General features: G+C 66.9%; 26 protein-coding genes. 12 read left to right on the top strand and 14 right to left on the bottom strand.

The window, feature by feature from the left end:
• Nucleotides 1–263: 263 nt before the first annotated feature.
• Nucleotides 264–1,283, bottom strand: coding sequence for an EamA family transporter (locus ACK5NO_RS07315; RefSeq protein WP_416812001.1), 1,020 nt, complete (start codon nucleotides 1,281–1,283; stop codon nucleotides 264–266).
• 38 nt (nucleotides 1,284–1,321) lie between these two features.
• Here ACK5NO_RS07315 and ACK5NO_RS07310 point away from each other — a divergent pair, with 38 nt between their 5' ends.
• The 4 genes from ACK5NO_RS07310 (at nucleotide 1,322) to ACK5NO_RS07295 (ending at nucleotide 3,385) form a co-directional block, all read left to right on the top strand.
• A complete protein-coding gene (locus ACK5NO_RS07310; protein WP_416812000.1) occupies nucleotides 1,322–1,873 on the top strand; it encodes a CGNR zinc finger domain-containing protein in 552 nt (183 codons plus the stop codon).
• Nucleotides 1,870–2,208: a DUF952 domain-containing protein gene (locus ACK5NO_RS07305; protein WP_416811999.1), complete on the top strand. Its 339-nt coding sequence runs from the start codon at nucleotides 1,870–1,872 to the stop codon at nucleotides 2,206–2,208. Before ACK5NO_RS07310 ends, ACK5NO_RS07305 begins: the two co-directional genes overlap by 4 nt.
• A 223-nt stretch (nucleotides 2,209–2,431) precedes the next feature.
• Nucleotides 2,432–2,650 carry an SCO4848 family membrane protein gene (locus tag ACK5NO_RS07300; RefSeq protein ID WP_416811998.1) on the top strand — a complete coding sequence of 73 codons (219 nt, stop codon included), beginning with the start codon at nucleotides 2,432–2,434 and terminating at the stop codon, nucleotides 2,648–2,650.
• A 306-nt stretch (nucleotides 2,651–2,956) separates the two neighbouring features.
• Nucleotides 2,957–3,385 carry an iron chaperone gene (locus ACK5NO_RS07295; protein WP_416811997.1) on the top strand — a complete coding sequence of 143 codons (429 nt, stop codon included), beginning with the start codon at nucleotides 2,957–2,959 and terminating at the stop codon, nucleotides 3,383–3,385.
• 7 nt (nucleotides 3,386–3,392) lie between these two features.
• Here ACK5NO_RS07295 and ACK5NO_RS07290 read toward each other — a convergent pair whose 3' ends face one another.
• Nucleotides 3,393–3,956, bottom strand: a complete 564-nt coding sequence (locus ACK5NO_RS07290) for a hypothetical protein (protein ID WP_416811996.1) — start codon at nucleotides 3,954–3,956, stop codon at nucleotides 3,393–3,395.
• A 38-nt stretch (nucleotides 3,957–3,994) separates the two neighbouring features.
• Nucleotides 3,995–4,384, bottom strand: a complete 390-nt coding sequence (locus ACK5NO_RS07285) for a DUF2510 domain-containing protein (RefSeq protein WP_416811995.1) — start codon at nucleotides 4,382–4,384, stop codon at nucleotides 3,995–3,997.
• A gap of 338 nt (nucleotides 4,385–4,722) precedes the next feature.
• Between ACK5NO_RS07285 and ACK5NO_RS07280 the strand changes: the two genes are divergently transcribed.
• Nucleotides 4,723–5,655, top strand: coding sequence for a pseudouridine synthase (locus ACK5NO_RS07280; protein ID WP_416811994.1), 933 nt, complete (start codon nucleotides 4,723–4,725; stop codon nucleotides 5,653–5,655).
• Nucleotides 5,656–5,672: 17 nt separating this feature from the next.
• On the opposite strand, the gene ACK5NO_RS07275 is transcribed toward ACK5NO_RS07280, so the two are convergent.
• From ACK5NO_RS07275 to ychF, 5 genes are all read right to left on the bottom strand, one after another.
• On the bottom strand, nucleotides 5,673–6,029 hold the full coding sequence (locus ACK5NO_RS07275; RefSeq protein ID WP_416811993.1) for a zinc ribbon domain-containing protein YjdM: 357 nt from the start codon (nucleotides 6,027–6,029) through the stop codon (nucleotides 5,673–5,675).
• 28 nt (nucleotides 6,030–6,057) lie between these two features.
• Nucleotides 6,058–6,621 carry a GNAT family N-acetyltransferase gene (locus ACK5NO_RS07270; protein WP_416811992.1) on the bottom strand — a complete coding sequence of 188 codons (564 nt, stop codon included), beginning with the start codon at nucleotides 6,619–6,621 and terminating at the stop codon, nucleotides 6,058–6,060.
• Between the two features lie 152 nt (nucleotides 6,622–6,773).
• Nucleotides 6,774–7,094, bottom strand: coding sequence for a HigA family addiction module antitoxin (locus ACK5NO_RS07265; RefSeq protein WP_416811991.1), 321 nt, complete (start codon nucleotides 7,092–7,094; stop codon nucleotides 6,774–6,776).
• Nucleotides 7,069–7,350 (bottom strand): type II toxin-antitoxin system RelE/ParE family toxin, encoded by a 282-nt coding sequence (locus ACK5NO_RS07260; RefSeq protein WP_416811990.1) that lies wholly within the window; start codon nucleotides 7,348–7,350, stop codon nucleotides 7,069–7,071. Before ACK5NO_RS07260 ends, ACK5NO_RS07265 begins: the two co-directional genes overlap by 26 nt.
• Before the next feature lie 33 nt (nucleotides 7,351–7,383).
• The gene (gene ychF, locus ACK5NO_RS07255; RefSeq protein WP_416811989.1) at nucleotides 7,384–8,469 is read right to left on the bottom strand and encodes a redox-regulated ATPase YchF; all 1,086 of its coding nucleotides are present in this window, start codon (nucleotides 8,467–8,469) and stop codon (nucleotides 7,384–7,386) included.
• Nucleotides 8,470–8,726: 257 nt separating this feature from the next.
• Here ychF and ACK5NO_RS07250 point away from each other — a divergent pair, with 257 nt between their 5' ends.
• On the top strand, nucleotides 8,727–8,921 hold the full coding sequence (locus ACK5NO_RS07250; protein WP_416811988.1) for a hypothetical protein: 195 nt from the start codon (nucleotides 8,727–8,729) through the stop codon (nucleotides 8,919–8,921).
• A gap of 69 nt (nucleotides 8,922–8,990) precedes the next feature.
• Here the strand turns inward: ACK5NO_RS07250 and ACK5NO_RS07245 are convergent, their stop codons facing one another.
• The 4 genes from ACK5NO_RS07245 to ACK5NO_RS07230 all read right to left on the bottom strand — a co-directional run bounded on the left by ACK5NO_RS07245 (nucleotide 8,991) and on the right by ACK5NO_RS07230 (nucleotide 15,137).
• Nucleotides 8,991–10,718, bottom strand: coding sequence for an ABC transporter ATP-binding protein (locus tag ACK5NO_RS07245; protein ID WP_416811987.1), 1,728 nt, complete (start codon nucleotides 10,716–10,718; stop codon nucleotides 8,991–8,993).
• Nucleotides 10,719–10,720: 2 nt separating this feature from the next.
• Nucleotides 10,721–11,701, bottom strand: a complete 981-nt coding sequence (locus tag ACK5NO_RS07240; RefSeq protein WP_416811986.1) for an ABC transporter permease — start codon at nucleotides 11,699–11,701, stop codon at nucleotides 10,721–10,723.
• Nucleotides 11,702–11,705: 4 nt separating this feature from the next.
• Nucleotides 11,706–13,223: an ABC transporter permease subunit gene (locus ACK5NO_RS07235; protein WP_416811985.1), complete on the bottom strand. Its 1,518-nt coding sequence runs from the start codon at nucleotides 13,221–13,223 to the stop codon at nucleotides 11,706–11,708.
• A gap of 144 nt (nucleotides 13,224–13,367) precedes the next feature.
• Nucleotides 13,368–15,137, bottom strand: a complete 1,770-nt coding sequence (locus tag ACK5NO_RS07230; protein ID WP_416811984.1) for an ABC transporter substrate-binding protein — start codon at nucleotides 15,135–15,137, stop codon at nucleotides 13,368–13,370.
• Nucleotides 15,138–15,442: 305 nt separating this feature from the next.
• Between ACK5NO_RS07230 and ACK5NO_RS07225 the strand changes: the two genes are divergently transcribed.
• Nucleotides 15,443–16,789 carry a DNA recombination protein RmuC gene (locus ACK5NO_RS07225; protein ID WP_416811983.1) on the top strand — a complete coding sequence of 449 codons (1,347 nt, stop codon included), beginning with the start codon at nucleotides 15,443–15,445 and terminating at the stop codon, nucleotides 16,787–16,789.
• A 37-nt stretch (nucleotides 16,790–16,826) separates the two neighbouring features.
• Here ACK5NO_RS07225 and ACK5NO_RS07220 read toward each other — a convergent pair whose 3' ends face one another.
• Nucleotides 16,827–17,810 (bottom strand): 4-hydroxy-3-methylbut-2-enyl diphosphate reductase, encoded by a 984-nt coding sequence (locus ACK5NO_RS07220; protein WP_416811982.1) that lies wholly within the window; start codon nucleotides 17,808–17,810, stop codon nucleotides 16,827–16,829.
• A gap of 31 nt (nucleotides 17,811–17,841) precedes the next feature.
• Between ACK5NO_RS07220 and xseA the strand changes: the two genes are divergently transcribed.
• Complete coding sequence (gene xseA / locus ACK5NO_RS07215; RefSeq protein WP_416811981.1) at nucleotides 17,842–19,110, top strand: exodeoxyribonuclease VII large subunit; 1,269 nt, start codon at nucleotides 17,842–17,844, stop codon at nucleotides 19,108–19,110.
• A 16-nt stretch (nucleotides 19,111–19,126) separates the two neighbouring features.
• Here the strand turns inward: xseA and ACK5NO_RS07210 are convergent, their stop codons facing one another.
• Nucleotides 19,127–19,573 (bottom strand): hypothetical protein, encoded by a 447-nt coding sequence (locus tag ACK5NO_RS07210; RefSeq protein ID WP_416811980.1) that lies wholly within the window; start codon nucleotides 19,571–19,573, stop codon nucleotides 19,127–19,129.
• A gap of 80 nt (nucleotides 19,574–19,653) precedes the next feature.
• Here ACK5NO_RS07210 and ACK5NO_RS07205 point away from each other — a divergent pair, with 80 nt between their 5' ends.
• The 4 genes from ACK5NO_RS07205 (at nucleotide 19,654) to ACK5NO_RS07190 (ending at nucleotide 23,975) form a co-directional block, all read left to right on the top strand.
• Nucleotides 19,654–19,941, top strand: coding sequence for an exodeoxyribonuclease VII small subunit (locus ACK5NO_RS07205; protein ID WP_416811979.1), 288 nt, complete (start codon nucleotides 19,654–19,656; stop codon nucleotides 19,939–19,941).
• Nucleotides 19,938–20,870: a carbohydrate kinase family protein gene (locus ACK5NO_RS07200; RefSeq protein ID WP_416811978.1), complete on the top strand. Its 933-nt coding sequence runs from the start codon at nucleotides 19,938–19,940 to the stop codon at nucleotides 20,868–20,870. Before ACK5NO_RS07205 ends, ACK5NO_RS07200 begins: the two co-directional genes overlap by 4 nt.
• Nucleotides 20,871–20,940: 70 nt before the next feature.
• Nucleotides 20,941–22,344 (top strand): class II fumarate hydratase, encoded by a 1,404-nt coding sequence (locus ACK5NO_RS07195; protein ID WP_416811977.1) that lies wholly within the window; start codon nucleotides 20,941–20,943, stop codon nucleotides 22,342–22,344.
• Nucleotides 22,345–22,661: 317 nt separating this feature from the next.
• A complete protein-coding gene (locus ACK5NO_RS07190) occupies nucleotides 22,662–23,975 on the top strand; it encodes an NAD(P)/FAD-dependent oxidoreductase (RefSeq protein WP_416811976.1) in 1,314 nt (437 codons plus the stop codon).
• Nucleotides 23,976–24,003 lie beyond the last annotated feature (28 nt).

Here is a 24,003-nt window from a genome sequence, read left to right as displayed (position 1 = left end):
ACACGTGACTGCGGCGTGACCCTAGCCCTGTCCAGATGCCGTTGACAGGCGTTCGCCACCCGCGCACCCCAAGCGGTAAGGGCACGAAAACAGTCGCTCAGAATCCACATGAGACCGAAGAGCCCACATGACGAGGGCGACAGCAGCGATGCCGTCCCCCTCGTCATGTGCGTGTCTTGAAGTGTGCCGTCCACGCACGATGCGGCGGGAACCGATGCGCAAGGAGGGGGAGGCATCGGCTCACCGCCGCACAGCTGTGCCGCTCAGATGGGGACGGGAGCGGGAGGATCCGTGATGGCCGGCGGCTCCGCGATGGAGGCCGCGACGGTCTCGGCCGGCCGTTCGCCCAGTTTGACGACCACCACACCGGCGACGACGAGCAGTGCGCCGCCCACCTGGATGGGCAGCGGGACCTGGCCCAGCAGGATCCACGCGAAGATGGTCGCCGCGAGCACCTCGCTCAGGGCGACGAAGGAGCCCAGTCGGGCGCCAAGGCGGCGAGTCGCGGCGATACCGGCCACATAGGCCGTCGCAGCAGAGATGACACCCAGCACCAGGGCCACGGCCCACCAGGGCGCCGTGAACGACACGAAGTGAACGGTCGCGGCGGTCCAGGCGATCGGCAGCACACCGGTCAGGGCCGCACCACCCAGCACGACGAGCGCGACCAGGAGTCCGCCCGAGGCAAGCGCGATCGGGGGCAGCCCGTTCGACTCGTCACTGCCAATAACGAAATACACCGAGGCGCCCACCATGGCCGCGAGAGCCCAGGCCACACCCACGACGTTGATGCTGCCGCCACCGCCGAGCACATCGAGCAGCAAGGCCAGTCCAGCGGCAGCAATGAATGCGCCCGCCACGGTCAGCCGCGTGGGGCGGTTCCCGTGGCGTAGCCACATCCATAGAACGACGGCTACCGGGGCCAGGTACTCGATGAGCAGTGCGATGGACACATCGAGATACCCGACCGCGAAGAAGTAGCACAGTTGCGCACCTGCAACCGCGAAAACTCCGTAGGCAACCACGACTCCCCAGCCTTTGCGCAGCAGGTGCCATCGACCCCGCATCGCGAGGACTCCAGGCACCGTCAACACGAGCGCAGCAATCGCCACGCGCGCGAGAGTGGCGGCACCGGGAGTCCAGCCAGCATCGAGCAGCCCACGACCGAGCGAGCCCGACACTCCAAAGGAAGCCGCAGAGAGCGCAGCGAACGCCAAACCCGACGTCAGACGGCTCTCCGGGACACGACGCGTAACCCTCGCGTCATGAGTCAATACGGCCATGACTCATGACAGTAGAGGTCATTTGGTAATGTGTCAAAATGGTTTTCGCACATGACACGGTCGAGGCGCTTGAGGCCGCCGCGTTCCTGGCGAACTCGGAGCTGGACCCCGACACGCTCACCACTTTTGACGACCTGGTGAACTTCTTCGACACCTTTAGGTACTCGGGTCCACGCCCCCTCGCCCGGGACCTGCGCGAGGTGCGCGAGATTCGCAGCCGCCTCAGGGGCTTGTTCAAGGCCACCCGCAACGATGCGGTGCCACTGGTCAACGAGATCCTTGCCGAGAAGCAGGCACTTCCCCAGGTGGTCCGCCACGACGAGCGCGACTGGCACATCCACGCCGCAAGCGACGATCGCCCCTACGCCGAGCGCATCCTGGTCGAGACCGCCATGGCGATCATCGACGTGATCCGCGCCGACGAGTTCCAGCGATTCGGGCGCTGCGAGATGGAGGACTGCGCGGGCGTGGTGATCGACCTGTCCCGCAACCGCTCGCGCAAGTACTGCTCGGTCACGTGCACCAACCGCGCCTCTCAGGCGGCGTTCCGCGCGCGCCAGGCCGAGGCCGAGGAGCTTGAGACGGCGTGAGAGACGAGATCCTGCACCTTGCCTTCCGCGACCAGTGGGCCGATGCGCTCGCCGGCAAGCCGTACGACGTGTCCGGCCGCGGCATGACAGTCACGGACGAGGGCTTTGTCCACTGCTCCACCGCACCCCAACTCGCGGGCGTGCTCGCGCGCCACTACGAGGGAGTCGACCGCGCCGACCTCACCGTCCTCGTCCTGTCCGTGGCCCTGATCGAGGCCGACGGCGTCGAGGTGCGCTTCGAGAACACGTCGGGCGGCACCGAGCTGTTCCCCCACGTCTATGCCCCATTGCGGCCGGCCTGGGCGATCCGTACGGAAGACGCGCCGGGCGCGTAGAGCCGCTCGCGCATCGGCCCTGCAGAAAAACTCGCAACGAGCGGTGGGACTTTTGTCCTAGAGGCGCTATCCTGGTGTGGGACCTAGGTCCCACCCACGCAAGCGCGTGCGGCCGCCGGGGCTCATCACCCCGGATCATGCAACGGCGGCCGCACCGCAGGCCGGCCTCTCGCCCATGGCGATCGAGGCCACTCCTTCCCGCCGAGCGCGATACAGTGCCGCCGTGATCATCCTGCTGAGCAGCCTGCTCCTCGTGAATGCCGTGTACAACGCCGTGGTGTGGCCGCGGTTCCTCAAGCGCGTATCCGTCGACCCGCGCGCCACCGACGCTGACGGCAAGCGCACGCGCTTCTACACGGTGCACCTGGCGCTGGTCACCGTCGCGCTCGTGCTCGCCGGGGCCTCTGCCATCGCAGGCATCGCGGGCCTCGTCACCGGCTAAGCGCCGCTCACATCCACTTCTTGGCCTTGAAGATCACGTACAGGGCCACGGAGAAGGCGAGCATTGTCGCGTCCGCAAGCGGGTAGCCCCCGTCTGCACGGCCGATGCGTTTGCGGCCGGGTAGAGCACGAGCGCCATCCGCTCTGGCTCGTGTTGTCCGTCGCTTGCCCTGCGTGGGTTCGTGCTCGCCCGATGGCCACCGTGGCTCCTTGTCGATACTGGTCGTTGCCTGGGTACCGACGCATGCCGGGCGCCCGGCATGCCCGCGCGCTAGCGTGGGTGACGTCAACGACGAGGGGAGTGCCCATGTCCGGTAGCGGATGGTCCGAAGTCGAAAAGGCCGCGATGAAGGAGCGCGCGGAGGAGCTGCGTGCCGAGAAGGGCGGCAAGAAGAAGGCTGACGCACTCGCGGACTTGCTCAGCAAGATCGCTCAGATGCCCGACGAGGAGCGCGTGATAGCCGAGCGGCTGCATTCGCTCGTCATGGACGCCGCCCCCGAGCTGGAGCCCCGCACCTGGTACGGGATGCCCGCGTGGACGCTCGACGGGAAGGTCCTGTGCTTTTTCCAGGCGGGATCCAAGTACGAGTCTCGCTACTGCACTTTTGGATTCCAGGACGTCGCGGCGCTTGATGACGGGGCCATGTGGCCCGCCTCGTTTGCCCTCGTGTCGCTCGGACCGGAGCAGGAAAAGGTCGTCAGCGCGCTCGTCAGGCGTGCCGTGGGACGGGGCTAGCGGGAGGTCAGCGTGACGGGCCGTCGGCGTTCACGGCGGCCACAATCTGCTCGGCCGACGCGTCGAGAAACTGCGTTGCCTGCCGTCGCACCCGGCGCTTGCCCTGGGGCGGCTCCTCGACGAACTCGACAACGGCGGCCTGACCGGGCTTGACTGCCAGTTCACGCGCGGTGGTCCAGGCACGAGGGAACTCCGTCGCCTCACGCTGGATTCCCCTCACGCCCGGCAGCGGCATCGCAGGGAAAACCACCGCGCCCGGGGTAATGGTGACGGCGAGGTCCGGGGTGTCGGGCACAGTTCTGTAGCGCCGCACCCCCACGGCGACCAGACCGCCCGCGATGGCGACGGGCGCCGCCACCAGGAGCGCCACCTGCCACCCGGGCACCGCCGCCGACATGCCGGACTGCCTGCCAGCCACCCACATCACGAACGGCAGCGAGAACATTGCCCCCAACACCACGCCAAGAATGATGGTGAAACGGGCGCTCGTGCGCACCAACGCCGGAACTGTCGAGGAGAATCGCGTCTTTCCCTCGTCGGTAAACCGCACGACCAACGTGGGGGTCAGCATATTCTGGCCTTCACTTTGGTCCTGCTGTGATGACATTCTTAGGCGAGCCGCTCGAAGACCATGGTCGCCTGAATACGGTCGCCGCCACCAAATCCTTGGGAGCCCGACGATGAGGTCGTGATGGTGTGCAGGCGGTACCCGAGCGCGGCCTGACGATTGATCACGCCCTCGAGCTCGACAAGGTTGTTGGAGCCAGAGCCCCACATCTTTTCCTTGAGCACGACCTGGAGCACGACGTAGGCAGAGCCTGCCGCGCCGGGTCGCGGCTGCGCGCCAGCGTTGGCATCGGCCTGCGCCCGGCTCACCATGCCAGCGATCCCACCGCCCTCAGGCGCCTTGTCCCGAAAGGAGTCGGTCCAGGTCTGACCATCCCACCACCGCTCGCGGCCGGATCCGTCGTCGTACCAACCTGGCTCGGCGTTCGCCATAGTTCCCCCTCGCTCTGTGGCCGGAATGCCCGGCGCGCACATGCTATCGCTGCGCGGACGCGGAGGCCAGGAAGCGCCTCACCTCACCTCTGGTGCGGAGCCGATGGACCTGGAGGTGCGAGAAGCGCGGCTCTCGCATGGCTGTCTCATAGCACCCCGCCGCTCGAGGGCACGCGCCACCGTGGACTTGCCGGATCCGGCCAGGCCGCACATCAGGACGAGTCGAGGCATGGCGCCCACGCTAGAGGATGGGGCCGTGACGTCGTCGGTGCGTCGACACCTACCGAGGTCCGTACGATGCTGGACGTGCCCTCGATCCCAGCCCCCGCATCGGCCTGATGCCTCCCCGTTCGCCGCTGCCACAGCGACACGGCCTCGACGCCGCGTGGTTGCGCACGCCCCGCACCGATGCGCCCGGTGCCCGCGAATGGCCCACGATGCGCGACTTCCTCATGGAGCGTCTGCCCGCGCGGGCGCAGGTGGATCGGATGCTGGGGGCCGGGGAGTTTGTTGACGACCGCGGTCACCCGTGGCGGGGCGACGAGGCCTATCGTCCTCACGCCTTCGTGTGGTTTCACCGCCCGCTACTTCCCGAGCCCCCGGTCCCCTTTCCGCTCGAGGTGCTGGAGCATAGCGACCGTCTGGTCGTGGCCGACAAGCCGCACTTCATGGCGACCACCCCGCGCGGCGCACACGTGCAGGAGACGGCGCTGGTGAAGTTGCGCGTGTCCCTGGGGCTGCCGGAGCTGACCCCCGCGCATCGGCTCGACCGCTTGACCGCAGGCGTGCTCGTCTTCACTACCCGGCGCGAGCATCGGGGTGCGTACGCGCTCGTATTCCAGGACCGGGGAGCGAGCAAGGTCTACGAGGCGATCGCGCCGTTCGAGCCCAACATGGAGCTTCCTCGGCGAGTGGTGAACCGGATCGAGAAACACCGCGGGAGCCTTCAGGCGCAGATCGTTCCGGGCGAGCCGAATGCCGAAACGCTCGTGGAGGTCGCGGAGGTTCATGGCCCGTGGGCGCGCTACCGTCTCACCCCACTGACCGGCAAGACGCATCAGTTGCGGCTACACATGGCGTCGCTGGGCCTGCCTTTGGTGGGCGACCCGCTCTACCCGACAATGCTCGACGTCGCGCCGGACGACTTCAGTGCGCCGTTGCGGCTCGTCGCGAAGGAACTGCGCTTCACCGACCCTGTCGACGGGACTGCGCGGGAGTATGTCAGCGGCCGAGCGCTGGAGTGGCCTACGGCGCCGTCCGTGCGGCAGTAGCGTCGCCGGCCGGCGGCCTACGCCTTCTTGACGACCGACGACTTCAACTGCATCCGGCCAAATCCCGGAACCGTCGCGTCGATGTCGTGCCCATTGACCGGCTCGGCCAGGAGACGGATACCTTTGACCTTCGTGCCGGCCTTCAGCGACGAGCCGCCCCCGCCGGAGACTTTGAGGTCCTTGACGATCGTGACCGCGTCACCGTCTTCAAGCACGTTACCCACGGCGTCCCGCACGAGCGTGTCACCCACCGCAGTGGCTTCCTGGGCCTCAGCCGACCACTCGTGGCCACACATGGGGCACACGAAGAGTGCGCCCTGCACATAGGCGTACTCCTCCGCGCACTCGGGGCATGCAGGAACAGTCTCAGACATGGAAACAGACCTCTCCCACGTTCCGCGCCTAGGAACGTGTCATATCGCGCACTTGACCACCAAGGTCAATTGTCATCCACACGGAATCGCCGTGATCGGGATCGAGGTCCCGCCGGCCACTGTCGGTGAAGCCCAACTTCGACAACACCCGGAACGAAGGGGCGTTCCACTCCCGGACGGAGGCCCAGACGCGGGTCCGCCCAGCCTCCCGAGCAGCGCCAAGGACGGCCCTGGCCGACTCCGTCGCAAAGCCCTGCCCCTGCCAGACGCGACTGACCTCGAAGACGAGCTCAGGCTCATGTGAGTTCACAGCACTCGCCCTCAGACCGCAGTAGCCGATGAGGCCCGGCACGCCCCGGCGTTCGATCGCCCACTTCAACAAGCCCGTCCGGTCAGCCTCGGCCAACTCGGACGCGATCAAGTCGTTGAACTCCATGACGGTCGGGCGCCCGTCCGCGTCGATCCGACGCCATGCCGGAACTCGCGGGTCACGCTCCAGCCACAAGTCTCGCAGGGCCGCGCTATCCGCCAACCCCATGCGGCGTAGCCGCAGGCGGTCGGTGACCGCGCCCTGCGACATCGACCGATACACGCGCACCAGTATCGCGCGACACCTTCAGTTTGCAGTGGGGCGGTCTCGTCGCGTCGTGGGGTCACCTGCGGCGCCGGTCAAGCGCCCTCGCTAGACGTTGAGACGGAACTCCACCACGTTCCGTAGCGGAGTCACCTCTGCGGGCTCGATGCTCAGGCGACCTGCAGCGGGGTGATCGCCGCGACCTGATCGCGCAGAGCGCGACGCTCGAGGCGCAACTCGTAATGCGACTGCAAGTTCATCCAGAACTCCGCGCTGGTCCCAAAGTAAGCGCTCAGCCGCACCGCGGTGTCCGCAGTGATGCCACGCTTGCCGTGCACAATCTCGTTGATGCGCCGAGGCGGCACACCGATGGCGACAGCCAGCTTGTTCTGGGTGATCCCGAATCCCTCGATGAAGTCCTCCATGAGGACCTCGCCCGGATGGATGGGCGCGATCAGATCATCATCAGTGGTTGTCGACGAGTTCGACATCATCCGCACCTCCGTCCTTCCATCGAAAGCAGATTCTCCATTGGTCGTTGACGCGGATGCTGTGCAGACCCGCGCGATCGCCCTTGAGAAGTTCGAGATGGTTCCCTGGCGGGATCCGAAGGTCCTCCACCTCGGCTGCAGCATGAAGCGCCTCAAGCTTGCGGAGCGCGGCACGCTGGATCCGACGATCGACGCCCTTCACGAACTGCTCGGCCCAGATCCGCTCAGCGTTCTTGCTGCCGAACGACCTGATCACCACACCAGGGTATAACGCGGCACGTCAATAACGCTAGACGTTAAATCTAAACTCCACCACGTCACCGTCGTGCATGACGTAGTCCTTGCCCTCCATGCGGACCTTGCCAGCCGCCTTGGCATCGGCCATCGAGCCGAACTCCATGAGGTCAGCGAACGAGACGACCTCGGCCTTGATGAAGCCTCGCTCAAAGTCGGTGTGGATCACGCCCGCGGCTTGCGGTGCGGTCCACCCCTTGCGGATGGTCCACGCGCGAGCCTCCTTGGGCCCGGCCGTCAAGTAGGTCTGTAGCCCAAGGGTGTCGAAGCCGATCCGGGCGAGCTGGTCCAGGCCGGACTCGGTCTGGCCGGTGGACTCGAGCATCTCGCGGGCCTCGGCGTCGTCGAGCTCGATCAGCTCGGACTCGAACTTCGCGTCGAGGAAGATCGCCTTCGCGGGAGCGACCAGCGCGGACAGCTGCGCCTTGCGGTCCTCATCCATGAGCCCGGCGTCGTCCGTGTTGAACACGTAGATGAAGGGCTTGGTCGTCAGCAGGTTGAGCTCACGCAGCTGCTCCATGTCGATGCCAGCAGCAGCGGCGCCCGCGAACAGCGTCTGGCCGGCCTCGAGCACCTCCTTGGCCTGCGTGACGGCGGCGAGCTGCTCGGCCGAGCCCTTCTTAGCCCTGACCTCTTTCTCCAGCCGCGGCAGCACCTTGTCAAGGGTTTGCAGGTCAGCAAGGATCAGCTCGGTCGAGATGGTCTCGAGGTCGCCTGCCTCGTCCGTCGAGCCGTCTACACGGGTCACGTCGGCGTCCTCGAAGGCACGAGTGACCTGGCAGATCGCGTCGGCCTCACGGATGTTCGCAAGGAACGCGTTGCCCAGGCCCTCACCCTCGGAGGCACCCTTCACGATGCCCGCGATGTCGACGAACGACACGGTCGCGGGAACCTCGCGCTCCGACTTGAAGACCTGCGCAAGCTGGCCGAGCCGCGCGTCCGGGAGCGGGACCACTCCCACGTTGGGCTCGATCGTCGCGAACGGGTAGTTCGCGGCGAGCACCTCGGCGCGGGTGAGGGCGTTGAAGAGGGTGGACTTGCCCACGTTGGGCAGGCCGACGATTCCGATAGTAAGTGCCACGGGCGACAAGTCTAGTTGCCCCGGTACTCAGCCCGCGCATCGGCCGGTCCTAGGCCGCCCCACTGACACTTCCGAACATCTCCGCCGCGACACGCTGGCGTTCGGTGCCTCACAGCTCCACGTTCCGGGGAGTCGTCGCTGTGAATGTTCGAAACTGTCCGGGGGGGGGGGAGGGGGAGGGAGGCAGGGAGGCAAAGCGCCAGGGCCGATGCGCGAGAACCCTCGCGCGCTCGCGCCACCGCCCGTACGCTGGCGCCATGAGTGGACTCGAAGAGGCGTTCAACCCGGGCGCGCTGCAGGCGATCAGGCAGATGGCCGCAGAGAAGATCCTTCCCGCGCCCTCCCCCGTCGCGGGCGACAAGCCCCTCACCGACGCCGACGGCGCGGAGGTGTGGATCCCGCCGATCGAGTCGGGGCACGACCTGCCCGACCCGCCTCGCCGCGGCGCCTAGCCCCACATACGACAGCGGGCCGATGCGCGAACTGCTTCGCGCATCGGCCCGGCTACTCGATGAGTCGAGTTACTTGGCGTCGTGCTCGATGTGGAGGCCGTGCTCGACCTCACCCACCTGCTCGAGGAAGCGGTGGCGCGCCTCGCGGCGCTCACGCTGCTCGTCGGGGTGAGGCACCGGCGCCGCCATGAGCAGACGCTTGGTGTACTCCTCCTGCGGGTTCTGGAGCACCTGCTCCCGGTCACCCTGCTCGACAACGCGGCCGTCCTTGAGGACCACCACCCGGTCGGCGAGCATGTCGATGACCGCAAGGTCGTGCGACACGAACAGGCAGCCAAAGTCGTAGCGCTCCTGCAGGGCGGTGAACATCTCGAGCACCGAGGCCTGCACCGACACGTCGAGTGCCGAAGTGGGCTCGTCGGCCACCAAGAGCTCAGGGTCGAGCGTCAAGGCACGCGCGATCGACACGCGCTGACGCTGACCGCCGGACAGCTCGTGCGGGTAGCGGTTGGCCACCGATCGGGGCAGCTCCACGGCATCGAGAAGTTCGGCCATCTTGGCGCGACGTGAGGCCTTGTCACCGATCTTGTGCACCTCGAGAGGCTCGATGATGCAGTCACCGATGGGCCAGCGCGGGTTGAGCGAGCTGGCCGGGTCCTGGAACACCACACCAATGCGCTTACGCAGCGCCTTGAGCGGTGCACGACACATCTTGGTGATGTCCTCGCCAAGGATGGCGACCTCTCCTGATGCGGCCGGGATCAGGCCGAGCGCGGTGCGGGCGATGGTCGACTTGCCCGAACCGGACTCACCCACCAGACCCACGATCTCGCCCTTGGACACCGACAGCGACACCTTGTCCACGGCACGGAAGGGAACCTTGCCCGCCACCTTGAACTCGACGACCAGGTCCGTGACCTCAAGAGCCTTGGGGCCCTCGGTCTGGACCACGGGAGGCGTCGCGCCACGCGCACCCAGGTGAGGCACCGCCGCCAACAGGCGCTTGGTGTACTCGTGCTGGGGCTGCGTGAGGACCTCGTGTACCGAGCCGGCCTCGACCAGGTCGCCCTGGTACATGACCGCCACCCGGTCCGCCATGTCCGCCACCACACCCATGTTGTGAGTGATGAGCAGAATGCCGGTGTTGAGCTCGTCCTTGAGGGAGCGCAGCAGGTCCAGAATCTCCGCCTGCACCGTCACGTCGAGCGCGGTCGTGGGCTCGTCGGCGATGATGATCTTGGGGTCACAGGAGATCGCCATTGCGATGATGATGCGCTGGCGCTGGCCGCCGGAGAACTCGTGCGGGTACTGGTACAGGCGCCGCTCGGGGTCAGGGATGCCGACCATGCGCAACAGCTCGATCGCGCGCTTGTCCGCTTCCTTGCCGTACGCCTTGCCGTGAAGCTCGAGAGCCTCGACCATCTGCGTACGGATGGTCAGCACGGGGTTCAGCGCCGTCATGGGCTCCTGGAAGACCATGGCGACGTCGTCGCCACGCATCTTGCGCAGAGCCTTGAGCGAGAGCTCCTGCACCTTGTGGCCGGCGACGGTGATGTCTCCGGACACGGTGGCGTTTCCGGGAAGCAGACCCAACGCCGACGTCGAGGACACCGACTTGCCGGAACCGGACTCACCCACGAGGGCAAGAACCTCACCGGGGTTGACCTCGATCGAGATGCCCTTGACCGCGTGGACCGAGCCGAACTCCGTGGAGAACTTCACGTCCAGGTTGTCGAACGACAGGACAGGACCGCCCTGCGGCTGCGACGGCTCCGAGATGACTTCAGTGCTCGTCATGGTCAGCCCTCCTTACCCTGGCGCGGGTCGAACGCATCGCGCAGCCCGTCGCCGATGAAGTTGACGCTCAGCGCGATCGCCAGGATGAACAGACCCGGGAACCAGAAGAGCCACGGTCGCGAGGTGAACGCGGTCTGGTATTGGCTGATCAGCGATCCGAGCGACACATCCGGCGCCTGAACACCAAAGCCGAGGTAGCTCAGCGAGGTCTCCAGCAGGATGGCCGATGCGATGGCGAACGTGGTGGCCACGATGATCACGCCGACGGTGTTCGGCAGGATGTGGCGGAAGATGATCCGCCAGTTGCCCGTTCCGACAGCGCGCGAGGCCGACACGAACTCACGCTCGCGCAGCGACAGCACCTCTCCACGCACCAGACGTGCCAGCGAGGTCCACGTGACTAGGGCGAGCACCAGGGCGAGGACGAAGATGCCCGAGTCGCCAGCGATACTTCCCAGCACGGCCGCCATGACCAGCAGCGGGATGATGATGAACAGGTCCGTCATGCGCATCAGGACCGACTCGGCCCAGCCACGGAAGTAGCCGGCAACCGCGCCGATGATGGTGCCGATGATGGTCGAACCAATACCGACCACGAACGCGATGATCAGCGAGATCTGCGTGCCTCGCATCACGAGTGCGAAGTAGTCGCGGCCCGTCTGGTCCTGACCGAACGGGTGCTCTCCCAGGTGGAAGAAGCCGATGGTCGGGCGTCCGCCATCGATCACGGCACCCGTGGCGGTGAAGGACTTGTCCCACCAGCCGGGGAGGGGGCCGATGCCGATCGACGTGAATGCGAGCACCGCAATGCCCAGTAGGACGATGAAGCCTGCGATAGCGCCCTTGTGGCGGAAGAACCGGCGACGAACGAGCTGGCCCTGGCTGTACGACTTGTCGTACATGCTGGGGTCGTGAAGCTCGATGCCAGCGTGAGGCAGGGGCTCGGGTGCGCCTTGAACGGCGTCCGGACGGTTGTCACTCATCGCTCTACCTCCTGATCCGCGGGTCGAGGGACGCATACACAAGGTCTGCGATCAGGTTCATGATGACGGCGGCCGTTCCTGTGACCAGGAAGAACGCCATCACGGGGTTGGGATCCACGTGGTCGAGTCCAGACTTGAACATCGCGCCCATGCCCTTCCAACCGAACACGTTCTCCGTGATGACCGCACCGGAGATCAATGCGGCGAAGTCCAGAGCGACGATGGTCGTGATCGGAATCATGGCGTTGCGGAACGCGTGCTTGGTGATGACGGTGCGCTCCGACAGGCCCTTCGAGCGCGCAGTGCGCACGTAGTCCTGGTTGAGCGTCTCGAGCATCGACGAGCGCGTGTAACGCGAGTAGGTCGCAATCGAGATAAGAGTCAGCAGGATGCTGGGCAGCAGCAACTGCGAGCCCCAGTCCAGCGTGGTCTCCCAGAAGTCGCCGCCAAAGTTGGGCGTCGAGGCACCGATGGTGGAGATGGGGCGGGGCTTGATCTCGAGGAATCCGGCCCACGCGTACACAAGGCGGTCGACGAAGGTCAGTCCAGCCGTGAAGACCGCCGTGATCGCGGACAGTGCCATGGCCTGGCCACGCGAGTAGCCGCCCCAGAAGTAGCCGGACACGAGTCCGACGACGACGGCGGACAGCAGCAGGCCGAGCATCGCGAGCCAGTTGGGGTTCTCGAAGAAGCCCTGGATCACGAAGTAGACGACCGACCCGACACCCACGGTGGTGAGGGTTGAGTACAGCACCCGCTTGTTGCCGATTCCGGCAAAGATGGCGGTGAGGCCCACGGCGAAGGCGAGGGCCACGATGATCACGATGACCGGGCCAAGGGCGGGGCTGCGCCACCATCCGACGTAGGTGAAGTACAGCAGCGCGGAGACGACGAACACGGCGGTGATTCCACCGGTGAGCAGACGGCGCTTGACGTTGCCGCCGAGCACGCCCTGAAGCACGAAGCCCAGGACAAGGCCTATCACCACCGCCACTGTCACAGTGATGTGTGGATCGGCTATCCAGTCGTTGTAGCGGATGGCGCCGTACTCCTTGAGGAGCACTGCCGCCCAGAACACCGGAAGCGAGAAGAACAGGAACGACAGGAACGTCACCGCGTAGTCGAAGCCTGAGTACTGGCGGATCGCGGTGAGGATACCGATGAAGATACCGATCACGATCGCGGCGAACGTGGCGATCGTCACCAGGCGGAGCGTGGCGCCCGCGGCCTGGCCGAGAAGTGCGAGCACGTCGGTGCCGTCACGGTCTGTTCCCAGATCACACTGTCCGTAGAAACAGCCGGCGGCTCCCCTGAGCCACGTGAAGTAGCGCTGATACCACGGTAGGTCGAGGCCCATGGTCCGGGTGCGGGCCTGCATCAACTGATCGCGGTTGTTGGCGGTGGACTCACGAAGGTCCTCTAGCGGGTCGCCGGAGTTGATCGTGAGGACGTACATCAGGAACGAGCCGACGAGCAGAACCCCGAAGGATATCGCCAGTCTCCTGAAGATGTAGCGGGTCATAAATGGACTTCCTCTTGGACAGTGACGCAACAGTTTCTCACGTCGCTCCCCCTACGACGCATCGTCACTGTCACTACGCATGAAGCCGGTGGGGTGAGGCGTGCTGCCCCACCCCACCGGCGAGTGCTCACTTAAGGCTTAGCCTTAGCGAACCCACTTCTCAGCGTTCCACAGGATGGCACTCTGGGTCGGGTTCGGGGTGACGTTCTGAATCGTCGAGTCCCAAGCCGCGACACCGGGGTGTGCGAACAGCGGGATACCGAAGAGGTCCTCCCACAGCAGGCTCTCAATGATGATCGTCTGCTCGGTCTGCACGGCCGGGTCCAGGGTCGAGGTCAGGGTGTCCCAAGCAGCGTCAACCTCAGGGTTGTTGTACTTGGTGACGTTCTGAGCGCCGTCCGAGGCGTAGATGTTCTGGCCCGAGGTGATCTGGCCGGAGCCGGACCACGCGTAGAGCGCGACATCGAAGTTGCCCGAACCGAGGTCAGCGGTGAAGAACTCCGAGGAGCCCTGGTCCACGATCTCGAAGCCAGCCTGGTCGCACGAGTCCTTGATGAGGGCCACGATGTCGGAACGGCGCGGGTTGGGCGCGTTGTATCCGATGCGAACCTTGACGGGGGTGTCCACGCCAGCTTCAGCGATCTTTGCGGCAGAGGCCTCAACGTCGGCAACGTCGTAGCGGCCGTCGTAGGCAGCGGAGACGATGTCCTCGTAGTCAGACTCGAACGGGAAGACCTCACGGGCGTTCATGATGCCCGCGTCGGGGTTGATCGGGGCGATCAGGTTGTCAACGATCAGCTGACGGGGCACGCACAGCGCGAACGCCTCACGCAGCTCCTGGCTGTCGGCGAGCGAAGCACCCTCACCGAAGTTGATGTCCAGGTGCTCCCAGATCAGGGTGTCGTAGGTGCCAACGGTGACCGAGTCGCCAATGGCGTTCAGCTGGTCGAGGGTGTCGACCGTTGCCTGCGGCTCGATGACGTTGAGGTCACCGTTCTGCAGCGCCTGCACGTGCGTGTCAGCAGCGGCGAAGCGGAAGGTCAGGTTGGCGGTGGCGGGAGCCGGGCCCCAGTAGGCCTCGTTGGGGACGAGGGTCAGCGACTGACCGGCTTCCCACGAACCGTAGGTGTAGGGGCCAGACGACAGCGCGACCGTCGGGTCGGGCAGCTCGCCGGGGGTGGAGGACAGCCATCCGGTGTTCCAGAATTCGGCGACGGGGCGCAGGGCCTCGATGTCGCCGCCCTGGATGGCGGCGGTCAGCTCGTCAAGGGTGATGCCGGCCTGCTCCGCGGCGACGTGCGCGGGGAAGTCAAGAACCGTGGTCAGCATGTAGTCCGGGTAGGGAGCGGAGTACTCGACCGTGAAGGTCTTGCCGCCGGCCTCGCCCTGCGGGCCAGCCGCAACGCGCTCGCCGTAGTCGAGGCCACCCACGTGGTTGAACAGCGGGATGGGCAGGCCATCCGCGTCCTCACCGTCGGAGAAGTGCTGCGCGGCCCAGCTGAGCAGCGCGTCCTCGTAGGTGATGGGGGTGCCGTCAGACCAGACTGCGGCGTCGTTGATCGTGTACTGCACGACCATCGGGTCGTCCGAGATGAGCTCAACGTTTCCGAAGTTCTCATCGATCTGGATCGCACCGGTCGAGTCGAAGTACGTGAACGAGCTACGCACGCGGTCGTTGATGACCGAGTTGTAGGTCGAGTAGGTGTCGGGCGTCAGGTTGTTGTAGCCCGCCCACTCGTCCTCACCAACCGACACGAAGATGGTGTCGTCAGCGGAGCCGGTAGGGGTCGTGGTGGCCTCGTCCGTGGGGCTGGTCGTGGGGTCGTCACTTCCAGCGTCGGACGTGCAGGCAGCCAGGGCGAGGGTTGCTGCGGCGAAAAGCGCCACTCCCCTGCCCACGGTCCCAATCTTCATGGTTCTTTCCTCCTTGCGCCCGCGATAGCGGGCTCGCAATCGCACCAGCCCGGGGTTTCGGGCCGATAACGGGTGTGCCGGCAGGTGCGCCAGGCAACTCGCTCAGGATATGGGCGCTCATGTTTCGGCTGTGTAACCGAGCGAGGGGGTACGCAACGTTTGTGTCCGAATCGTGACCCTGCGCACCCTAAAAGTGACCTACGTCACATCTCCAACGTGAGATTTGTGCCTTTCGGGGCCTCCCGTGGACCATCTGGATCCGCCTGGCGAGCGTGCGTGTCAGAGGGACGCGACAGCATAGGGGCATGGTCGAAACTCTTGTCGCAGTGGCATGCGTGCTGGTGGGCCTCACCGTGGGCTATGTCCTCGGGTCGAGGTCCGGTGGTGGCGCTTCGCTCGCCCACGCCAATTCGCAGATTCTCTCGCTCGAGCAACGCCTCGCGCGAGAGGCGACCGCAGCGGCCGATGCGCAGGCTCACTTGCGTAGCGAACACCAGCGATACGTGGAGCAGGTCAGGGGGGATCAGGATCGCTTGCTCGCTCAGTTCAAGGCACTCAGTGCCGATGCACTGGCCGCCAACCAGGAGACGTTCCTACGGGTGGCCGGCGAGCGGCTTGCGCGTGCCCAGCAGTCAGGGCAGGAGGACCTCGCCCGGCGCGAGGAAGCCGTACGACTCATGGTGGAGCCTGTCGCCAAAGCACTGGAGCAGGTGCAGCGTCAGACCTCGGAGGCCGACCGCCTGCGCGCGGTGGGCCAGGCGCAGATGTCGGAGCAGGTGCGCCAGATGGTCGAGGCCTCGGGGCGCCTTGACCGCAAAACCACCGACTTCATCAACACCCTGCGGCGCTCAGACGTGCGCGGCAACTGGGGTGAGGTGCAACTGCGCAGGGTCGTCGAACTCGCAGGAATGGTGCAGCACGTCGACTTCGAGGAACAGGACAGCGTCACCGACAGCGAGGGGCGCAACCTGCGGCCCGACATGACCGTGCGGCTCGCCGGGGGCCGCACCATCGTCGTGGACTCGAAGGTCGCCCTGGCAGCACTCCTCGAGGCTTTCGAGACCGAGGACGAGGCGGTGCGCGCCGAACGTTTGAACGCACACGCGCGGCAGGTGAAGAAGCACGTCGACGACCTTGCGGGCAAGCGGTACTGGGAGCAGTTCGCCTCGGCGCCCGAGTTTGTCGTGATGTTCGTGCCGTCAGAGGCGTTCTACCAGTCCGCGCTCGAGCAGGACCCCGCGCTGCAGGAGTACGCCTTCGCCAAACGAGTGGTGATCGCCACCCCGACCACGCTGGTGGCAATGCTGCGCACGGTCGCGCATGCGTGGAAGGAAGACGCGCTCGCGAAGAACGCCCACGAGGTGCTGACCACGGGCAAGGAGCTGTACGACCGCCTGTCGACCATGGGCGAACACCTCGCCAAGGTCGGCAAGGCGATCGACAACGCAGGCAAGGCCTACAACCAGACCGTCGCGTCCCTCGAGTCGCGAGTGCTCGTCAGCGCGCGTCGGTTCGGCGCCATGCAGCACATTGAACGCGAGATCGACCCTTCACATCAGGTCGAGACGGACGTGCGCCGCATTGCTGCTCCCGAGCTAGAGCCCGCCGCGGACGCCAGTGCCTTCCAGGACGCGGACGCCAGCGACAACTGACACTGACGTCCTCACAGGACGCTCAGACAGGGGAAGGTCAGGCACGCAGGGCGCGCTCGGCCTCCTTGGCCTTCATGTCGGCCCTGATCTCACGCGGCAGCGAGAACATCAGGTCCTCGGTCGCCGTGCGCACCTCTTCTACCGTCGCAAATCCTCGCTCAGCGAGGTCGGCGAGCACGTCCTTGACGAGGATCTCCGGCACCGACGCGCCCGAGGTCAGTCCCACGGTCTGGACTCCCTCGAACCACTCGTCCTGAATTTCGCGGGCGCGGTCAATGCGGTACGAGGTCCGGGCGCCCGCCTGAAGCGCCACCTCCACCAGTCGCACCGAGTTCGAGGAGTTCGCGGAGCCCACGACGATCACCAGGTCGCACTCGGGGGCGAGCTTCTTGACGGCCACCTGACGGTTCTGGGTGGCGTAGCAAATGTCGTCGCTCGGCGGGTCCTGGAGGTTGGGGAACCGGTCACGCAAGCGGCGGACCGTCTCCATGGTCTCGTCCACGGACAGGGTGGTCTGCGACAGCCACACCACGTTGTCGGGGTCGCGCACGACCACGTGGTCAGCCTCCTCGGGCGAGTTCACCACGATGGTGTGCTCGGGAGCCTCTCCTGCCGTGCCCTCGACTTCCTCGTGACCGTCGTGGCCGATGAGCAAGATGGTCTGCTCTGCCTTAGCGAAGCGCACCGCTTCCTTGTGAACCTTGGTCACCAGCGGGCAGGTCGCGTCGATCGTGGTGAGGCTGCGCGCATCGGCGCTGGCGCGCACCGCGGGCGAGACGCCGTGTGCGGAGAACACCACGCGGGCGCCTTCGGGAACCTCATCGGTCTCGTTGACAAAGATCGCACCGCGCTCGGACAGGGTCTCGACCACATACTTGTTGTGGACGATCTCCTTGCGAACGTAAATGGGGGCGCCGTGCAGCTCAAGCGCCTTCTCGACGGCGATCACGGCGCGGTCAACACCGGCGCAGTAACCACGGGGCGCAGCGAGCAGCACACGCTTGGAGAGGGAGTCGGGCATGATGTCCATCCTACGTGGCACGCTAGGTGGCGTGACCGACGCCCCGTCCCCTTCCGCCGCCGGCGAACCGCTGCCCGACAAGGCCTCGGAGACCTCTGCTGAGCGGCCCTGGCCGGTCTCGCATCTGACCGCCAAGATCGGCGATTACGTGCACCGCATGGGTCCGGTGTGGGTCGAGGGACAGGTGATTAGGCCCTCGCGGTGGAAGAACCTCGTGTTCTTCGACCTGCGCGACGCCTCAGAGAACATGACCTTGGGGGTATCCACCCAGGCCAGCGTCCTGGACCGCGCGGGCGCAGGCCTCGACGACGGCTCACGCGTGGTGATCCACGCCAGGCCCCGGTGGTGGGCGCGCTCGGGTGCCCTCAAGCTCGATGCCTCTGACGTGCGCCTCGCGGGCGTCGGCGATCTGCTCGCCCGCATCGAGGCGCTCAAGGAGTCGCTCGCTGGCGAAGGGCTGTTCGACGTCGAGCGCAAGCGGCCGCTGCCGTTCATCCCCCGCACGGTCGGACTGGTGTGTGCCACCCAGGGTGATGCGGAGCACGATGTCGTCGTCAACGCCACCAAGCGTTGGCCTGCGGTGCGCTTCGAGATCCGCCGGGTCTCCGTCCAGGGCAAGCACGCGGTGCGCGAGGTCGTCGCCGCCATGCGCGAGCTCGACGAGGCGAGCCACGTCGACGTGATCGTCGTCGCACGCGGCGGCGGTTCCTTCGAGGACCTCATCGCCTTCTCCGACGAGACTTTGGTGCGCGCCGCCGCCGCGCTCTCGACGCCCCTCGTGAGCGCGATCGGGCATGAGAAGGACTGCCCCATCCTCGACCTGGTCGCCGACTACCGGGCGAGCACCCCGACGGATGCCGGCAAGCGCATCGTCCCCGATGCCCACGTGGAGCGTGAGGGACTCGCCCGTGCGAGAGCCGCGAGCGCATCGGCCCTCCGTCAGCGGCTCGAACGCGAGGCCAGGGGCCTCGCCCAGCTGCGCACGCGCCCCGTGCTGGCTCACCCTCAGCGCATGCTCGATCCGCACGCCGAGCGCCTTCACCTTCTGCACGAGCGCAACGGGCGCGCGCTGGTCGCGGCGCTGACGGCGGCCGACGCCCACACCCGGCAACTGGCGGCGAGCCTGCGCGCGCTCAGCCCACAGGGCACGCTCGAACGCGGCTACGCGATCATGCGCGACGGCGATGGGTCCGTCGTGCGTGACCCGAGCACGCTGGCGCCCCAGGACGCCGTGCACGTGCGAGTCGCCTCAGGCGAGGTCGACGCGAAGGTGACGGAAGTCAGGCCAGCGTCGCATTAGGCGACAGCCGTGGCGGTCAGTTGCCGGTCGCGATGCCCAGTCGGCCGAGCACCTTCGCTGCCCCACCCTTGGAAGCAAGACGGTTGCGCGCCGCACCCGCATACTCCTTGTGAACCTGACGGGCGAGCTTGGCGATGATCGAGTCAGGGACCTGAGGGTTCTCGATGAGCGCGTAGATGACCTCAGGAGCCTTGTCCGACGCGAGTTCACGACGCAGGTCCTCAGGGATGTCGGCGCGCGGGTTGCGAGCGACTCCTGCGCGCACGGCGGGGGAAGGGTCCTGCGAGAGCTTCAGCAGGGTCGTCAGCGGCATCGCGGGACGTTCGGCGGCGGCGGCGCGCACCTTCGCCTCGTCGGAACGGGCAAGAACCGCAAGCTCCCCGTCTGTCAGGTCGGCGCCGAGCGCCTTCTGCACACTCGCCAGGGCGGTCTGCCGAGAGTAGTTCTCGCTGAACATTGACATCACTCCGTTGTGATCGAAAAGTACCGGGTAAACCCTGATCCTGCCCTAGGTCCTGCACGCGGCGCGATACCGTGTGGCATATGTCTCAGACCGCCGATGTGAACGATCTCGACTACGAGCAGGCACGAGACGAGTTGGTCGCCATCGTGGCCAAGCTCGAAGCTGGCGCTGCCACCCTCGACGAGTCCCTCGGGCTGTGGGAGCGCGGCGAGGCTCTTGCTGCGCGATGCCAGACCCTGCTCGACGACGCGGGCGAACGCATCACGCAGGCCAGGGCCAGTGGTGCCGCCGGCGCGGACGGTGCGGCTGGTGCGGATGGCGCGGACGAGCCCGACGGTGAGGAAGAGGACGAGGAGAACGCACGATGACCGAGACTGCACTGGTGTTGGGCGAGGCCCTCGTCGACGTCGTCAACCGCACCGACGGCACGGTCGACGCGCACCCCGGCGGCTCGCCCGCGAACGTCGCGATTGGCCTGGGACGCCTGGGCCGCCGGGTCGAACTGCTCACCTGGCTGGGTGAGGACGAGCACGGCGCCCAGGTGCGCGCCCACCTCGCGGCTTCGCAGGTGGCCGTCGTGCCCGGCTCGTGGGACGCGCCAGCGACGTCGGTGGCCACCGCCACGCTGGACGCCACCGGGGCGGCCACCTACGACTTCGACCTCACGTGGGACCTGTCGGCCGCGGCCGCGCCCACTGCCGAACCCATCGTGGCGCACACGGGCTCCATCGCCGCAGTCGTGGAACCGGGCGCCAGCAAGGTCCTCGCGGCCCTCGACAGCGCACGGCCTCACGCGACCATCACCTTCGATCCCAACGCCCGCCCGGCCCTTATGGGTGCGGCCGCCGATGCGCGCAAGGCCATCGAGAAGGTCGTCCACCTGGCGGACGTGGTCAAGGTGTCCGACGAGGACTTGGAGTGGTTGTGCGGCTCCGTCGACGACGGCTCCGTCGACGCACTCGCGCGCGAATGGGCTCGCAGCGGCCCCGCGTTCGTCGTGGTGACCCGCGGCGGCTCCGGGGCGACCGCCTTCTCGGCGGCCGGCGCCGAAGTCTCGATCCAGGCTCCGCGGGTCACTGTCGCCGACACGGTCGGCGCGGGCGACTCGTTCATGGGAGGGCTCATTGACGGCTTGTGGACGGCAGGCCTCTTGGGCGCCCGCCGCCGCGACGCACTGCGAGCAATCGACGAGGACTCGCTGCGCCTGATTCTCGAGCGCTGCGCACGCATCGCGGCGATCACGGTCTCGCGTCCCGGCGCGAATCCACCCTCGCTCGAGGAACTCGCCGGGGCCTGATCCCGGCCCACCCCACACCTCCGCGGGACAGGGGTCCACAGCGGCAGCCATGCCTGCCACAATGAGCGCCATGAGCAACGACGCACACCCCGGATTCCGCATCGAGCACGACACTATGGGCGAGGTCCGCGTACCCGCGGATGCCCTGTACCGCGCGCAGACTCAGCGCGCCGTCGAGAACTTCCCCATCTCGGGCATCACGCTCGAGCGACGCCACATCGAGGCCCTCGCGCGCGTCAAGAAGGCCGCCGCGCGCGCCAACGCCGAGCTCGGCGTGCTTGACGCCTCCATTGCCGATGCGGTGGTCGCCGCCGCCGACGAGGTCGCCACTGGCGCGCACGACGCCCACTTCCCCATCGACGTGTTCCAGACCGGCTCCGGCACCAGCTCGAACATGAACACCAACGAGGTCATCGCGACGCTCGCGACCCGTGCCATGGGCGCCGACGTCCACCCCAACGACCACGTCAACTGCTCGCAGTCCTCCAACGACGTGTTCCCCACCTCGGTGCATGTTGCCGCGACCTCCACTCTGGTCAACGACCTGATCCCCGCGCTGGGCACGCTCGCCTCCTCGCTCGAGGCGAAGTCGGCCGAGTTCGCGCAGGTGTACAAGTCGGGGCGCACGCACCTCATGGATGCCACGCCGGTGACCTTGGGTCAGGAGTTCGGCGGCTATGCCGCGGCGATCCGCTACGGCATCGAGCGACTGGAGGCGGCGCTGCCGCGTGTGGCAGAAGTGCCCTTGGGCGGCACCGCGGTCGGCACCGGCATCAACACGCCCCCCGGCTTCCCCCAGCGCGTCATCGCGTTGCTCGCCGAGGACACGGGCCTGCCCATCACGGAGGCCCGCGACCACTTCGAGGCGCAGTCCGCCCGCGACGGGCTGGTCGAGGTCTCCGGCGCGCTGCGCACCATCGCGGTGTCGCTGACCAAGATCTGCAACGACCTGCGCTGGATGGGCTCTGGCCCGAACACGGGCCTGGGCGAGATCGCGCTTCCCGACCTCCAGCCCGGCTCCTCGATCATGCCCGGCAAGGTCAACCCCGTGGTGCCCGAGGCCGTGCTGATGGTGTGCGCGCGGGTGATCGGCAACGACGCCACCGTTGCCTGGGCCGGCGCATCGGGCGCCTTTGAACTGAACGTGCAGATCCCCGTCATGGCGCTCGGCGTGCTCGAGTCGATGCGCCTGCTGGGCAACGCCTCCCAGGTGCTCGCTTCCCGGACCATCGATGGCATCACCGCCAACGTTGACCGCGCCCGCCGCCTGGCGGAGGCCTCGCCGTCGATCGTCACCCCCCTGAACAGGGTGATCGGCTACGAGAACGCTGCCAAGATCGCCAAGTACTCCGTCAAGGAGAGCCTGACGGTGCGCGAGGCCACCATCGCCTTGGGCTTCGTCGAGCGCGGCGAGATCTCCGAGGCGCAACTCGACGAGTTGCTCGACGTCACCACGATGGTAGGCAACCACTAACCCCCAAAAAGCCAAATGGATCCATTTGGCTTGAGAAGGGCTTGAGAAGGACCTGAGAAGGACCTGAGAAGGGCCTGAGAAGGCACAGGGCCGATGCGTCCAGCGGCACCCCGCGAGCGCATCGGCCCTTGCTGTGCTCACCCAGGCGGCCGATGCGGAACGGGCCTGGCCTGCGCACCCCAGCCCCCGTAGACTGAACCCCTGCGGCCGCGTGTTGTCCCACCGCCTGGCCCGCGCATCGGCGCGTATCTCGATCCCCTTTCACTGACGGAACAGTGCGCTGCGGCATGCCGTTGCACTGTCCAGGAGGCATTTCCATGACCAGCACTCGCGTGCTCATTCTTGGCGGCGGCTACGTGGGCCTGTACACGGCCCTCACTCTCAAGAAGAAGGCCGGCAAACAGGTGGACATCACCATCGTCGACCGTCGCCCGTACATGACGTACCAGCCCTTCCTCCCCGAGGCGGCTGCAGGCTCGATCGAACCGCGCCACGTGGTGGTGCCGCTGCGGCGCGAACTGCCTGGTGTGCGGATCGTCCAGGGCAAGATCACCGAAATCGTGCACGCCGAGCGGCGTGTGCGGGTCGAGATGGACTTTGGCAACACCCAGGACATCGAGTACGACGAGGTCGTGGTCGCGCTGGGCGCCATCCCGCGCACCCTGCCCATCCCGGGTCTCGCGGAGATCGGCGTGGGCTTCAAGTGGGTCGAAGAGGCGATCAGCCTGCGCAACACGGTGCTGGGGCGCATCGCGCGCGCGGCCTCGACCGAGGACCCGCACGTGCGCAGGCGACTGCTGACCTTCGTGTTCGTCGGCGGTGGCTTCGCTGGGATCGAGGCCTTTGCCGAAACCGAGGACATGGCGCGCGCGGCGCTGCGCCACTACCCCGAGCTCGCCCCCGCGGACCTGCGGTTCGTCATGGTCGAGGCCGCCACGCGGATCCTGCCCGAGATGGGCGAAGAGATGGGCGGCTACACCCTCGAGGTGCTGCGCAAGCGCGGCATGGAGATCTACTTGGCCACTCGCCTCGAATCGTGCGAGAACGGGCGCATCAAGCTATCCGACGGCCAGGAGTTTGACGCGGACACCGTGGTGTGGACCGCTGGCGTCAAGCCCAACCCCGTCATCGCCGCCTCCGACCTTCCCGTGGGTCCTCGCGGGCACGTCAACACCCTTCCCACACTCCAAATCGCGAACGAGGACGGCACGGTGGTCGAGGGCGCGTGGGCGGCCGGCGACAACGCACAGGTGCCCGACCTCGCCACGGGCGAAGGCGCGTGGTGCGCACCGTCAGCGCAGCACGCTGTGCGTCAGGCCCGACTGTTGGGCGCCAACCTCGCCGCCCACCTGGGCGGCCGCGAGGTCAAGGAGTACCGCCACAAGCACCTGGGCGTCGTCGCGTCACTGGGCCTCAACAAGGGTGTCGCGCAGATCATGGGCGTGAAGCTGCGCGGCTGGCCCGCGTGGTTCATGCACCGGACCTATCACATGGCCCAGATCCCGTCCTTCAACCGCAAGGCCCGCGTGGTGGTCGACTGGACCACGGCGCTGTTCTTCCGCCGCGACCTGGTGTCGATGGGGCGCTTGCACGACCCGCGCCGCGCCTTCGAAGAGGCCGCCGAAAGCTAGCCGATCCCCTCGTCTTTCCCGTCACATG

Source organism: Demequina sp. (assembly GCF_047975725.1).
Classification (GTDB): domain Bacteria; phylum Actinomycetota; class Actinomycetes; order Actinomycetales; family Demequinaceae; genus Demequina.
Note: the sequence above shows the minus strand (reverse complement) of the source record. Positions and strands in the feature narration are given on the sequence as shown.